Below are 13,964 nucleotides of genomic sequence, written 5' to 3'. Positions count from 1 at the left end.
AAGACGATGCATATTTACGGAATGTTTCACACACTCTTTGGGCAGCAATCTACGGACAGGTGGGGGAGCGTGTGCTATAATAATAGGCGGTTTATGCTACCATTTACACCACTACGTCAAAAGGGGCGTCATAGATGGAAAACTTGAAGCAAAGCATTCTGGAACTCATCACGGATACTTCTACGAATCTACCACCAGACGTGCGTCGTGCCGTCAATGCAGCTAAAGTGAAAGAGGATCTTGGCACACGTGCAGCGCTGTCTTTGTCTACGATTGCGCAAAACGTCGTCATGGCAGAAGAAAATGTTTCTCCGATCTGTCAAGATACGGGGATGCCTACATTCGAAGTGAAAACTCCGGTTGGAGTCAACCAGCTGATCATTAAACAAGCCATCAAAGAAATGATTGCGGAGGCAACCAAAACAGGTAAGTTGCGTTCCAACTCCGTAGATTCCTTGACGGGTACAAACACAGGGGACAACCTCGGACCAGGTACTCCTGTCATTCACTTTGAGCAATGGGAAGAGAATGAAATCGAAATCAAGCTGATTCTCAAAGGCGGCGGCTGTGAGAACAAGAACATCCAGTACTCCCTGCCTTGTGAGCTTGAAGGTCTGGGCAAAGTGGGCCGCAACCTGGATGGTATTCGCAAGTGCATTCTGCATGCGGTATATCAAGCGCAAGGACAAGGCTGTAGTGCCGGCTTCATCGGCGTAGGAATCGGTGGCGATCGCACCTCCGGTTATGCACTGGCGAAGCATCAATTGTTCCGCAAAGTGGACGATGTGAATCCAATTGCTGATCTGGCTGCTTTGGAAGACTACATCATGGAAACAGCGAACCAACTCGGAATCGGGACCATGGGCTTTGGTGGTAATTCGACTCTCTTGGGCTGTAAAATCGGCGTGGAAAACCGCCTGCCAGCGAGCTTCTTCGTATCCGTTGCGTACAACTGCTGGGCATTCCGCCGTCAAGGTGTTCGCCTGAATCCGGAGACTGGCGAAATCCTCCGTTACCTCTATAAAGACGAAGAAGTGGCGATGGACTTGTCCCCTGTAGCAGCTACGGACGATGCGGGCGAAAAGCGCAGAGAGGTTGTTCTGCAAGCGCCAATCTCCGAAGAACAAATCCGCAGCCTGCGAGTGGGCGATGTGGTCATTATCAATGGTGAAATGCACACAGGACGCGATGCCCTGCATAGCTACCTGATGGATCATGACTGTCCAGTGGACTTGAACGGTGGCATCATCTACCACTGCGGTCCAGTCATGCTGAAGGACGAAGCAGGCGAGTGGCATGTAAAAGCGGCTGGCCCGACTACCTCCATTCGCGAGGAGCCGTACCAAGGCGAAATCATCAAGAAATTTGGAATCCGTGCTGTTATCGGAAAAGGCGGAATGGGTGCGAAAACCCTGAAAGCATTGAACGAGCATGGCGCTGTGTACTTAAATGCGATTGGTGGAGCTGCTCAGTATTATGCAGAATGCTTGGAAAAAGTTGAAGGTGTCGACTTCATGGAATTCGGTATTCCAGAAGCGATGTGGCATCTGCGCGTAAAAGGCTTCGCAGCAATCGTCACCATGGATTCTCATGGCAACAGCTTGCATGCGGATGTGGAAAAGTCTTCCGCAGAAAAATTGGCTCAGTTTGCAGCACCTGTATTTAAATAAGGAATGTAACACGAAAGCCTCTGGCGCACTTCACGTGCTGCCGGAGGCTTTTTTTTTTTTCAAACTAGGTGGGAGAGGAGAAGGAAATAGTCGGATAGATGATGAACTTTCGAGGAACTAACCACGATTGAGTACAGATGGATTTTCATTTTTGACAGGGGGGACAGAGATGAAATGGTTGATTGCTGATCGCGTCATTATCGGAGATGGAGAGCGTGTAATCGAACAAGGCGCTGTTGGGATTGATGAACGAGGAAAAATTGTAGCAGTAGGGAAAGAATCGGAGCTTACGGATTCCATTTCACAAGGAGAGGTTAAGCGGTACAGCGGATGCTCCATTTTGCCAGGCTTGATCGATTTACATGTTCATATCGGGTATTGGTGGAGCAAACCAGACTCCGCTGAGTATCGCAATAACGCTGGACTGGTGGCTTTACTTGCAACGGCGAACTTGAAAGAGACACTTTCCTTGGGGGTCACGACGATCCGCGATGTAGCAGCACCAGATGGATTGTGTAGTACGCTGAAGCTGGCAGCCAAGAACAAGTTCATTGTTTCCCCTCGTCTTTTTCAAGTAAACCAAGGGATTATTATGACTGGGGGGCACGGCTGGCAATTAGAGGATGCCCTGCGTGAAGCAAATGGTCCATGGGAAGTGCGGACAGCCGTGCGTGAACAAGTAAGAGCAGGAGCAGATTGGATCAAGCTCATGACGAGTCATCGTACATCAACGCCAGAATTCACACAAGAGGAGCTAGATGCGGCGGTTGATGAATCTCATCGCTTGGGACGGAAATGCTGTGTGCATGCCTCGACCCAGCCTGCGATCCAAATGGCGATTGATGCGGGATTTGATACGATCGAGCATGCGACGTTTATGACCGTCGAACAGGCGGAGCAGATGAAGGAAAAAGGACTGGTATGGGTACCGACCATGGTCACCTTTTTTCAGATTGCTGATTATTACAAGCATATTTGGAATGAGCAGCAACAGGCGAATCAAGGCATATTGAGCGAAGGGCTTATGGAGCAGGGATCCTTTTTCATCGAATCGGAAAAGGCGTACCGCGAGAACTTTGTACAATTGATGAATACAGGCGTAAAGATCGCTACGGGTACGGATATCGTATTAGAGGGCTATCCGATTACACCTGTGGCAGAGGAGATCAAGCTGCTGGTGGAGCTGGGGATGGAGCCAATTCGGGCGATCCAGGCTGCTACCCAAAACGCTGCTGAGGTGCTGGACCAAGGGAGTAAGATCGGTACGTTAGCGCCGGGGTATTTTGCTGATCTGCTTGTGGTAAAAGGTGATCCATTACAAGAGATAGAGGTGTTGAAGCAAGTAAAAGAGGTGTTTCTTGAGGGGGTGACTGTCTATTCAAATTGTTGATGGGGCTAAGCCTTGCCCTGTCAGGTTTGTAACGGCGTTTGTACTGGGTGTTTGACTATTTCTTGCCAAAATGGGTATTGGTTTATTGCGCGTGTATCAGGGCGGGCATAGGTTAATAACGAATGATCACAGAAAAAGGAGTGAGATTCGTGAACTATGTAGTCCGTTCGGGAGATACGCTGAACAGCATTGCGGCTCGTTTTGGTGTATCTGTTCAGGAGTTGATCCGCGTGAATAATATCGCACCTCCTTACTTCATTTACGTTGGTCAAAATTTGTACATTCCGATTACCCCGACACCAGCTCCAGGTGGGGATGTCGAACGTCGCTTGGATCGTCTGGAAAGGCGGGTGGATGCCCTTCGGGAAGACTTCCGCAGACTGGATAACCGTGTTGATCGAATAGAGAACCGTGTCACTCGTCTGGAGCGTGCCATTACGCCGACACCACCTCCGCGCCCACGTCCCACCGGCACGCCTCGTCCACGATAAGCTGCTGGATAGAGGGCCGAATAATTTTCCACATTTCGCAATTTCCTCTTCGCCTGATCCTGCATAAAGTGATACGAGAGGATTAAGAGGAGGTGCGGCCATGCTAGGGTTAAATGGAAAAAACGTCCGACACCATTTCATGGGCGTCTATGGAAAAGTGGTGCAGATTCGCGAACTGGTGGATGTGATCGACCAAGTTTTTGACTCTGTAAACAAAGTGGGCGACATAGGAAAGGCGATGCTTGGACCTCGTAAGGCAAGTGCCAAAAAGCTCGACAAGCTGAGATGAATGGCAAAACAAAAAAACCGCGTCCATAATGGAGGCGGTTTTTATTTATGATTCATTCGTATTTCTTAGGGGCAGACTCTATCATCAGAATAACTCATCGGAAAGAAAAAGTCTACTATTTTCCTAAAAATTCCCTTATATTTTTGGAGCAGTTATCAACTGACTTCAAAAAGGGGAGTGAAATGGAGATGGAAAAGGAAAAGCGCCGCATAGGATTCGTTACGGGTGGAGTGCTGATGGGGTTAGTCTTGTCATCGTTGGATCAGACGATTGTCTCAACAGCCATGCCGACAATTACGAAAGAGCTGGGAGGTCTATCACTATATAGCTGGGTGTTCGCCATTTATATGCTCACAGCGACCACGAGCATGCCCATCTATGGGAAAATGGCGGACTTGTTTGGACCGAGAAAAATGTATTTGATGGGGTTGTTTCTGTTTCTCCTAGGATCTCTCCTGTGCGGCATGGCGAATTCCATGACGGGTCTTATTGCAGCGAGAGGAATCCAAGGTTTGGGCGCTGGGGCATTAATGCCGGTTGCATTCATCATTGTGGGCGAACTGTATCCACCCGAAAAGAGAGGTAAATTTCAAGGCCTTTTCGGGGCTGTCTTTGCCATGACGAGTATACTCGGTCCCTCGTTGGGAGGAATTCTCGTGGAGAATCTGCCTTGGGGATGGATTTTCTTTATCAACCTTCCTATCGGTATCGTTGCCTTTTTGATCATTGCGCTAGCCTTTCGTGATCAACGGCACTACGATAAGAAGCCTGCGATTGATTGGTATGGGGCGATTAGCTTGAGTGCCGCCATCATTCTTATCCTGCTGTCCCTTGTCATGGAGGGCAGGGAATACAAGATCGGGTTAGGGGGAGCGGGTATCCTATTTCTCGGCTTGTTCATCAAGATTGAAACCAAAGCAAAAGAGCCACTGATGCCCTTGTCCCTATTTCGCATTCCGGCCATTGGATATGGCAATCTCGCAGGATTCTTTGTGAGTGCCGCTTTGTTCGGTGCAATCGCTTATATCCCTTTGTTCGTCCAAAGAGTATATGGTGCGAGCCCCTCAGAAGCTGGCTTCCTTTTAGTGCCACTCATGCTATCCGCAGCGATTTCTTCGACGCTTGGGGGAAGATGGATGGCAAAAGCTTCCTTTCGGGCGATTCTAATTCCTAGCTTACTCATCATGGCGGCAGGCTTTTACCTTCTGAGCACGATTGATGTCGGGACAACCAACACACAACTCGTCATTTACATGATTGTCACAGGTCTGGGCATGGGGGCAATCTATCCGGCACTCGGTACAGCTGCACACAGCGCTGTAAAACCGCAAGAGCGTGGTGTTGCCATGTCGACATCGCAATTATTTCGTTCCATTGGGGGGACGATTGGAATCAGTGTGTTTGGGAGCATCGTAGAATGGCGGATGCGGGCAGGATTGGTGTTTAGTGAAGCTTTGCACGACGTCTTTGTCACTGGATTGATACTGATTGGAATCAGTTTGATAGCCAGTGTCCGACTCGGCAATACTCGGTTGCTCGACAAAGAACCCCGCCATTCGCATCCAGCAAATAGCGGGGTTCCCAAACAATAGGATCACAGTTTTTTATTCATGCCTTCCATTGCCATCCGAACCATCTCTTTGACCATACTGCCGCCCAAGCGTCCTCCGATTCGACCGGCATCGTGAGAGGTTAACTGTCCATTGTAGCCGGGTTGCAATGGAACATGAATTTCTTCTGCGACCTCGAATTTGGCCTGCGCGGGATCAGCAACGTGTGCTACCTGCGCTTTTAGGGCATCCAGTCCTTTTCTCGCCTCGGGGACAAGAGGGCGTTTGCGTCTGCTCATGGTAGATCACCTCACGCCCTAGTGTGTCCAATTAGACGAGTGCTTTGCGCAGAGTGAAATCAGTCTCCTGATAGTAAGTATTAGCAACGAGCAGGTTCGGTCCTGCACATCCAGCAGCAGGGCAGAAGCAATTGATCTTCTGATTCAGCGTGTGTTCTTGCCATTTTGCAAACATCGACTGGAGCTGATCGGTTTGAATATTGCCCAATGGCTCTACATCCCCGAAATCAGTCACGATGACATCGCCGGTGAAAATGTTGATGTTAAGACGATTGCGACCATCTGGATCATTGCGAGTCGTCACATTTTTCGCAGAGCGCAGTCTGGTGATCAATTCCCTGTCTGCTGATTCAGGACTACAGGCAAAAAATGGAAGCGTCCCGAAAAGCATCCACAAATCTTCATTACGTATATCAAGCATCCGATGAATGGCTTGACGAAGCTCAATGAGTGAAAGGACATCCAGATCACGAGCAAAATCACTCGCGTACATCGGGTGTACCTCATGTCGCTTGCTGCCCATCTCTTGAATCTGCCGGTGGAGGGTATCGAGCTTTGTCCATGTGCGATGATTCAGCATCGTTTCGGCTGAGACAAATACACCTGCTTCAGAGAGTTTACGTGTATTCTCCATCATCTCATGAAATTGTGCTTCCGCTCTTTTGATTGAAACCGACTGCCGTGCTTTTGCGTAAACAATATCATGGAATTCTTCGGGAGTAGACCAGTTCCATGAAATATGCATGACATCGATGTAAGGCAGGATCAACTCATACCGGGAAAACGGCATAGACATGTTGGAGTTAATTTGCGTCCGCAGCCCACGATCTGCTGCATATTGTAGAATAGGCGCGATCACAGTTTTCACGGTGCGCTCGCTGTACATCGGTTCTCCGCCTGTTATACTGATGGTAAGCAGATCTTTTGCTTCATCAAGACGACGGAGTATGAGATCGACAGGGAGAGCTGGATCGTCTTTGTATCGCAATGTATCACCAACCGCGCAATGCTCACAGCGGAGATTGCACAGATTCGTTACAGTAAACTCGACGCTGGTAAGTTTATAGGCGGGGGGTGTCGCATTGAACAACGGCTCCCATGGATCGTGTAAAGGTGTTAATGGTGTAGTTGGAACCATGCGGATCAATTGTGAAACCTCCTTCATTCTGCGTACAACTCAACCTATTATAACGACATTAGGGCGGAAGGAGAATAGCTAACGAGATGATTATGGGGATGTCTTTTGGACGCGGTGTGCTTTTTCATGATCGAAATGTGCTGGCTTGCGCGGAAGTAAAAGACGGCGTGATTCATATGTGGGCGGAAAAAATCACATTGAAAACGATAGGGAAGCTCTGGTATCGAATATTTTTCTCCTTTCCGTGGTACTATCAATTGTTTCATCTCCTGCTTGCTGGTTATGTACTGGCAGCGATCGTGAAGCCTGACTGGGCCATCATCGATCCTATGTGGGTAGCTGTATACATCGCAGGCTTTCACTTCGTTTTTCCGAAAAAGATGAAAAAATTTCACGGTGCGGAACATAAAGTGTTTAGCTATGGAGGGAAGAAGTCACTAGCCGCACTGAAAGAGATTCAACGGGCAGATATTGTGAATGACGGTTGCTCGACGAATCTGGTCGTGTGGTTTTTTACGGGGTTCATCTTGTCCGTATTCTTTTTACTCTTAGAATGGAGTGTCGCATGCGGGGTAGCAGGAATGCTTGTTGGTATGCTCGGGGATCGCTACGTGCGTAAATATTTTGGTTTTCTTTACAAGCTATCAGCTTTCTTTCAAAAATACAGCACGACGAAAGAACCGGAACGGCTTCATTTAGAAACAGCGATCCGCTCGTATATGCTTTTTGAGCACATTCGCGAAGTGGACCGATTGCAGAATGCTTCGTAAGGAAAAAGCGGTATCTCGCATTATTTGGAAATTCGAAAATTATAAAAAACAGGGAGGATAGAAGGTGCAAATGCGCCCTCGACCTCCCTTTTCTTTTTCCTACTCCCGTTCTAGCGGGCTTTCTTCCAGTTGGCGATATATTTTCCCTTTATCTACGTACGATTGGCGAATGCGTACGAATTCTTTCAAGTCTGCCTCGTTGAGTTCGCGCTTTACTTTCGCTGGATTGCCAACAACAAGCGAGCGAGGTGGCACTTTCATACCTGGAGGAACAAGTGCACCCGCAGCAACCATTGCTTCTTCCCCGATTTCCGCACGATCCAAAACAATCGCGCCCATTCCAATTAATGCGCCTCGACGTACCACGCAGCTATGTAAAACAGCGTTATGTCCAACGGTCACCTCGTCTTCAAGGATCAACGGGTTGTTCGGGCTTTGATGCAGGGTGCTGTTGTCTTGTACACTGACGCGTTTACCAATGACAGTTGGAGCAATGTCCCCGCGGATCACGGTGTTGTACCAAATAGAAGAATCCTCGCCGATTTCGACATCGCCAGAAATGACGGAGCCTTTTGCCAGGAAAACAGTAGGGTGAATCTTCGGTTTGATGTTTTCAAATGATAAGAGCAGCATAGTTACCTCCTAATCAATGAGTAAGCGAGCAATCTGTTTGCATCGGGTGCGGATGGAAAATGGAGAAGCGGCCAGTTGCAGGGTCGCAGTCGATGACTGTCCCGGAGAGCTTGTCTATCTCATGCGTTTGATAAAAGAAAGAAATCCCACTTATTGTTTGGACAATATCGAGTTTGTCCGCTTCTGTAATGGCGATGCTATATGTATAGCTGCCACAACCCGTCGTAGTCGGGACGAGTCTGATTCCGAGCTGTTCAGCATCCGATTCTTCCGCGATCATTTGTGCAAGACGTACTGCCGCAGTTGGAGTAATGGTGATCATCGTCATACCTCCTCGTAGCCATTCTATTGTACTACAAATAGACCTTCCAAATCCTGCTTGTTGACCATGCAGGAAGCATATGATAGAGTAAATGTTACTGATTCTGATGTGCAGGAAATGTGGGTAGTCGCTGCCGCAATCGTTTCGACGATTGGCGGTAGAGGAAAGTCCAGGCTCGCCCAGGCTGAGATGCCTGGAGTGTTCGTACCTGGTGCAAGCCAGGGCAGTGAGGCGTTGAGCCTTGCTGACGGCGTGGAAAGGGCTCTCTCTGAGGCCCGAGTACGCTGAAAGTGCCACAGAAACGTAGCTTTTCTGGCGACAGAAAAGATGGAACGCGGTAAACCCTGCGAGCGAGAAACCCAAATTAGGTAGGGGAACCGTCCTGAAGGAATCAAACGGAAGGGACGGATGGTATCTTCGGATGCCATAGATAGATGGCTACCGCTCTTGGTGCGAGGGATTGCCCCGCTTGAAGCACGGGAGAGACAGAACCTGGCTTATAGCATTTCCTGCTGGAATGAAACGTAAAACCACCTGAGATCTCAGGTGGTTTTTTTACGTTCTGCGAAATACCGTGAACCCGCTCCCTATCCATGTTTGATGAACAGTGGAATGATTTACCGCAAACAAGCATTGAAACTTTTTCGGAAACCTTGTCGTCTAAAAAGAGCATTCGGCCGAAGAAAACAGTTCTACTGTGGACTATTCGATCATTTCTTCAAATGGGAGTGTCTGCTGGAGAGAATGAACTGATAAAACGGTTACATTGATGGAGGGGTTTATTTTGCAAAAAGAGAAGAATCGAGCAAGCAAGGATTTCAAAAAATTATTGGCGACAGCTGTTCTGGCAGGTTCGCTTGCGTTGCCGGGCACCGGATGGGCTGCGACGGCACTACCATTCTCCGACGTAGGAGGAAACGTAAATAAAGACGCGATTCTGAAATTGAATTATGCCAGTGTGTTAAAAGGATATACCGATGGTACGTTCAAGCCGAATAAAGAAGTGACGAGAGCAGAGTTCGCGAAAGTTGCGGTATTGGCACTCGGGTACACAGATGCGCAAGCAAAGCTCTTGCAAGGAAAGACCGTTTTTAAAGACCTGCCTGCAGATCACTGGGCGTCAGGCTATATCAATCTTGCCGTATCACAAGGCATTATCAAGGGCTATCCAGATGGAACCTTCAAACCGAATCACACTGTAAAAATTGCGGAAGCGTTGACTGTTTACGTTCAAGGCTTGAAGATTGACGTTCGTCCATCAGCCTCAAGCGAGTGGTACATCCCGTACTTGCTGGAAGCGGACAGAGCAGGTATTTACGATGCAAAAGAAACACCGACAGCAGCAGCTCCGCGTGATATCGTTGCGAAGTATACCGATCGTTTTATGGAAACGCCTGTATACCCAAACGGCGCATACTACGACAAAGATGGCAATGCAAAAGGAACCATTCAGAAGCTGCCAGTAGTGAAGGGCGCAGTCGCTTCCTATGACAAGTCTGGTAAAAAACTGAAACTAGTCGGACAAAACAAAGAAATCGAAATGGCTGATTCCGCGCAAGTTTACGGCAATCTGATCGTAGGTGCGCAGGTAGAATACATCACGAAAAACGGACGAGTGGCTTTCCTCACCGTTGTTACTTCTGACTCCGAAATCGTCGAAGGAATCGTGAAGACTGGCCTTAATTTTACAACGGCTGTAGGCGATGAAAAGAAATTCAAGGCAATCGTAAATGGTCGAGAAGTCGTTTTGGAAGTAGAAGATGGCGTAAATGTAAGCCGTTCTCACATCGGCCAAAAGTTTGTGGCAGTCGTAGGCGACAATGGCAAAATCAAGTCCATCACGATTAGCGACAACACGACAAAAGGAATTGTGGAAAAAGTATCTTCCGTGAGCGGTTCCAACTCGAAGAAAGAGCTGAGAGTAGACGGCACGACCTATACGCTGGATTCCAAAGCAACGATTAAAGGCAAGGCGCATCCAGAGGCGAAAGCAACAAGTGCTTCGTTCTCTGACATCGAAAAGGATGACTTGGTCGAGCTGACACTCAATGTGGACGGCAAAGTATCTGACCTGGTTTACACGAAGCTGAGCTTCACAGATACGATCACCGTTGATACAAACAAGAACCTGATTCGCGTTGGCAACGTCAATTACGAGGTGCATGAAGATACCGAGTTGTTCGTAGACGAAGACGAAGTAGATGAGCTGGATGAGTTGACGAGCGGCCAAATTGCCGTGCTTACGTTTGACAAAAATGGAAATCTGGTGAAAGTCGAGCAGGGTGTCGGAGCAGCTACGAACAAGCTGGTCTCAGATACAACCGCGTATGCATCAGGAAAACTGGCAACTGTGAAAATCGACGGGAAAATCTACGATATCTTGACCAACGCGAAGCTGACTGTCGATGGCAGCTCCGTATCACCAACAACGATTAAAACCGATCAATTTAATGACCACCGGATTCTTACGTGGAAATACAACGTCGGCACGAATGACATTGTGGAGCTGACTTTGGAAAAGCAAACCGTAAAAGGATACGTGACGAAAAAATCCGGTTCCAAAATTACCGTGAACGGGAAAGTGTATGAGCTCTTGTCCGGCGTCACGATTGACAGCGATGCAGCATCTAACGACAAAGAGTACACGCTGACACTCAACAACACTGGCAAAGTAAAGTCCATTACAGGTGCGCCTAGGAAAGTAAGCGGTGTGGTTGACTCTGTTGAGGTTCGTAACGATGACGGCAAGGTGACTTCCGCGAAGGTAGAGGTTAATGGCAAGACGTACGATGTAACGGATGAGGATGCGATTGAAGATGTCGATCAATTCGAGTACGTGACATTGACCCTTGATCGTGACGGCGATGTCATTGCTGCTTCCATCAGTGGAAAACTGGCGAAGGAAAACGTGCGTTTCGTCGGAATTGAATCCCGTGTGAACAAAGACAAATACGTATTCTTTGATGACGTATCGACGAGCTTGAAGATGGCGGAAGACGCGAAGATCAAATACTACAATGGCAAGGACTTGGAAGAAAGCGACCTTTCCTCCAAGGACAAGGTAGATTTGTGGACAAATGATCAAGGTCATGTCTATGTCATTGTCGTAGCAAAACGATAAGAAAATAGAAAAAGGCGATCTCTTGCTTGATTCGAGAAGGGGGTCGCCTTTTCATTTGTCCACATCGTTTTTACTAAGTATTTCATTGAAAAAGATTTTCAATGAAAAGAGGATGTGTTATATTGTGATTGTTTCGCACAAAACAAAAAAGGAGTGGGTTTCATGCAATTCGATTATGAAGTGATTATTGTTGGCGGTGGACCAGTTGGAATGTTGCTGGCTGCAGAGCTGGCGTTGGCCAAAGTGAAGGTGTGCGTGCTTGAGCGCTTAAGGGAAACAACCCCTTATTCACGGGCACTCACTGTACATCCGCGCACACTGGAAATCCTGGATATGCGCGGATTGAAAGCGAAACTACTTGAGAGAGGAAAGCCGATTGCGACGGGGCATTTTGCAGCACTTGATACCCGCTTAGATTTTTCAGTTTTGGATTCTTCCTCCAACTACACACTGATTCTTCCCCAACATGACACGGAGAAGGTACTAGAGGAGTGGGCGAAAAGTCTCGGGGTGGAAATACGCAGGGAAGAAGAGGTAGTGGCAGTACACCAAGATCAGCACGGGGTTGAGGTTGAAGCTGTCGGGCCAAATGGAAAGGCTGTACTGAAGGCACTCTACGTAGTCGGTGCTGACGGCGCTGCCAGCATTGTCCGCAAGCATGCGGGTATTCCGTTTATCGGTAAGAATGCGACTTTTACGGCTATTCAAGGCGATGTTGTTTTGAAAAATCCCCCGGAATCAGGAGTTCCTTCGTACTTTAATGAGAAAGGTATGGTCATGATTGTACCCTTGCCAGCAGGGATGCATCGAGTCGTGCTGATCGATCCGGAGCGAATGACAGTACCAAAGGAAGAACCCGTTTCATTGGAGGAGTTGCGATCTAGTTTACAGCGTATTCTTGGTGACGATTTGGGGATTTCCGACCCGTTTTGGATGACTCGTTTTGGCAATGCTACCTTGCAAGCCCAGCGTTATCGGGACGGACGGATTTTCCTGGCGGGAGATGCGGCGCACATTCATTTTCCAGCCGGCGGACAGGGGATGAACGTTGGCTTGCAAGAGGCAATCAACTTGGGTTGGAAGCTGGCGGCCCAGGTAAAAGGCTGGGCACCGGATTGGTTGTTGGACAGCTATCATACGGAGCGTTTCCCCATCAATACCGCATTGCTGACAAATACACAGGTGCAGTCGTTGCTGTTCGGTGGTTCAGAATTCTCACCAACCATCAACGCATTGAGGAATATGGTGTCCAACCTGCTACAAATACCCGAGGCTAATTATCAGCTCGCTACCCAAATCTCTGCGTTCAATGTCCAGTATGAACCGGACGGGGAGAGGCAGCCGCATGTATTGAATGGTCGACGTTTTACAGAGTTGAATCTCCGTCTGGAAAACGGTGTGTGCCAGCATGCATACGAACTTTTTCATTCAGGTTCCTTCCTCTTGCTCCATTTCGGCTGGGATGAACAATTGTACGATGGTCTCGATTGGTCGAAATACAAGCATGTCCTTGTCGTTCGCGCTTCACTTGCTAAGGAAACTGCTGATTGGCATGACGTACATACAGCGTTAATTCGACCGGATGGATATGTCGCTTGGGCGGTTTCCCAGTCGGAGTCTAATCCAATGGAAGCTATTCGGAAAGGAATCGCCCACTGGTGCGGGCGTGATTCATTACAATAGTATTGTTTTGTGCGAAACAAAATGAAATTGTTTTTCTCGAAACAATCAGTATATAATGGAGAGGAGATGGTTATCTAGGAGACATGATATGCAAAACACAGACCTTTCCAAGCAGCGGATCATACAGCTTTACATTCAGCTAGTCACACAGCAAGAGCTGCGAGAAAGCAAATTGACTGCGCGTATGGCAGAAGAGATGCTGAAGCTGGAATCCGAGATGGGAATCAAACTAAACCTTACGCTATCCGAAATTCATTTCATTGCGTGTATCGGCGATCATGGTCCCATCAACGTCACTACGATTTCGGAAAAAGTCAATTTAACGAAAGGGTCCATAACGCGGATTAGCAAAAAGTTATGGAAGCTTGATTTAATTAAAAGGCAACAGCTGGTTGATAATAAGAAAGAAGTGTACTATCGGCTAACCGCAAAGGGACAAAAGCTGTATAAAATTCATCACCGGATGCATCAGGACATTGAACAGCGATTTATGAGCTTTCTGGATAAATACACACCGGAGCAATTAGCATTTTCCCGCGAACTGCTGGAGGACTTGCTGGATTGGGATTTCTAAAATCGAAAAACAAAGGGGCGCCATCACACTGATG

The 13,964-nt window shown here is 48.0% G+C and carries 13 protein-coding genes and 1 other RNA gene; 10 read left to right on the top strand and 4 right to left on the bottom strand.

What is annotated here, in order from left to right; all coding sequences use genetic code 11:
* The first annotated feature begins 134 nt into the window (after nt 1-134).
* From E8L90_RS12050 to E8L90_RS12030, 5 genes are all read left to right on the top strand, one after another.
* Entirely contained in the window at nt 135-1,670 is a 1,536-nt protein-coding gene (locus E8L90_RS12050) for a fumarate hydratase (RefSeq protein WP_016739747.1), read from the top strand.
* A 169-nt stretch (nt 1,671-1,839) separates the two neighbouring features.
* A complete protein-coding gene (locus E8L90_RS12045) occupies nt 1,840-3,060 on the top strand; it encodes a metal-dependent hydrolase family protein (RefSeq protein WP_137029608.1) in 1,221 nt (406 codons plus the stop codon).
* A 149-nt stretch (nt 3,061-3,209) separates the two neighbouring features.
* Nucleotides 3,210-3,551 carry a LysM peptidoglycan-binding domain-containing protein gene (locus tag E8L90_RS12040; protein WP_137029607.1) on the top strand — a complete coding sequence of 114 codons (342 nt, stop codon included), beginning with the start codon at nt 3,210-3,212 and terminating at the stop codon, nt 3,549-3,551.
* 100 nt (nt 3,552-3,651) lie between these two features.
* Nucleotides 3,652-3,840: a hypothetical protein gene (locus tag E8L90_RS12035; RefSeq protein ID WP_007724315.1), complete on the top strand. Its 189-nt coding sequence runs from the start codon at nt 3,652-3,654 to the stop codon at nt 3,838-3,840.
* A 182-nt stretch (nt 3,841-4,022) separates the two neighbouring features.
* The gene (locus E8L90_RS12030) at nt 4,023-5,432 is read left to right on the top strand and encodes an MDR family MFS transporter (RefSeq protein ID WP_137029606.1); all 1,410 of its coding nucleotides are present in this window, start codon (nt 4,023-4,025) and stop codon (nt 5,430-5,432) included.
* A 2-nt stretch (nt 5,433-5,434) separates the two neighbouring features.
* Here E8L90_RS12030 and E8L90_RS12025 read toward each other — a convergent pair whose 3' ends face one another.
* Nucleotides 5,435-5,689, bottom strand: a complete 255-nt coding sequence (locus E8L90_RS12025) for an alpha/beta-type small acid-soluble spore protein (RefSeq protein WP_137029605.1) — start codon at nt 5,687-5,689, stop codon at nt 5,435-5,437.
* A gap of 31 nt (nt 5,690-5,720) precedes the next feature.
* Nucleotides 5,721-6,836, bottom strand: coding sequence for a radical SAM/CxCxxxxC motif protein YfkAB (yfkAB, locus tag E8L90_RS12020; RefSeq protein WP_137029604.1), 1,116 nt, complete (start codon nt 6,834-6,836; stop codon nt 5,721-5,723).
* A gap of 77 nt (nt 6,837-6,913) precedes the next feature.
* On the opposite strand from yfkAB, the gene E8L90_RS12015 reads away from it, so the two are divergent.
* Nucleotides 6,914-7,597, top strand: coding sequence for a DUF1385 domain-containing protein (locus E8L90_RS12015; RefSeq protein WP_137029603.1), 684 nt, complete (start codon nt 6,914-6,916; stop codon nt 7,595-7,597).
* 99 nt (nt 7,598-7,696) lie between these two features.
* Here the strand turns inward: E8L90_RS12015 and E8L90_RS12010 are convergent, their stop codons facing one another.
* A complete protein-coding gene (locus tag E8L90_RS12010) occupies nt 7,697-8,230 on the bottom strand; it encodes a gamma carbonic anhydrase (RefSeq protein WP_137029602.1) in 534 nt (177 codons plus the stop codon).
* A gap of 13 nt (nt 8,231-8,243) precedes the next feature.
* Nucleotides 8,244-8,552: an iron-sulfur cluster biosynthesis family protein gene (locus E8L90_RS12005; protein WP_137029601.1), complete on the bottom strand. Its 309-nt coding sequence runs from the start codon at nt 8,550-8,552 to the stop codon at nt 8,244-8,246.
* A gap of 115 nt (nt 8,553-8,667) precedes the next feature.
* Between E8L90_RS12005 and rnpB the strand changes: the two genes are divergently transcribed.
* From rnpB to E8L90_RS11985, 4 genes are all read left to right on the top strand, one after another.
* Nucleotides 8,668-9,057, top strand: an RNA gene (gene rnpB / locus E8L90_RS12000) — RNase P RNA component class B.
* Nucleotides 9,058-9,336: 279 nt separating this feature from the next.
* Entirely contained in the window at nt 9,337-11,673 is a 2,337-nt protein-coding gene (locus tag E8L90_RS11995) for an S-layer homology domain-containing protein (RefSeq protein WP_137029600.1), read from the top strand.
* 162 nt (nt 11,674-11,835) lie between these two features.
* Complete coding sequence (locus tag E8L90_RS11990) at nt 11,836-13,356, top strand: monooxygenase (RefSeq protein ID WP_137029599.1); 1,521 nt, start codon at nt 11,836-11,838, stop codon at nt 13,354-13,356.
* 88 nt (nt 13,357-13,444) lie between these two features.
* Complete coding sequence (locus E8L90_RS11985; RefSeq protein ID WP_137029598.1) at nt 13,445-13,930, top strand: MarR family transcriptional regulator; 486 nt, start codon at nt 13,445-13,447, stop codon at nt 13,928-13,930.
* The last annotated feature ends 34 nt before the right edge of the window (nt 13,931-13,964 follow it).

Origin of the sequence: Brevibacillus antibioticus, assembly GCF_005217615.1 — a bacterium.
GTDB lineage: Bacteria > Bacillota > Bacilli > Brevibacillales > Brevibacillaceae > Brevibacillus > Brevibacillus antibioticus.
This window is presented reverse-complemented; position numbering and strand designations above follow the sequence as displayed.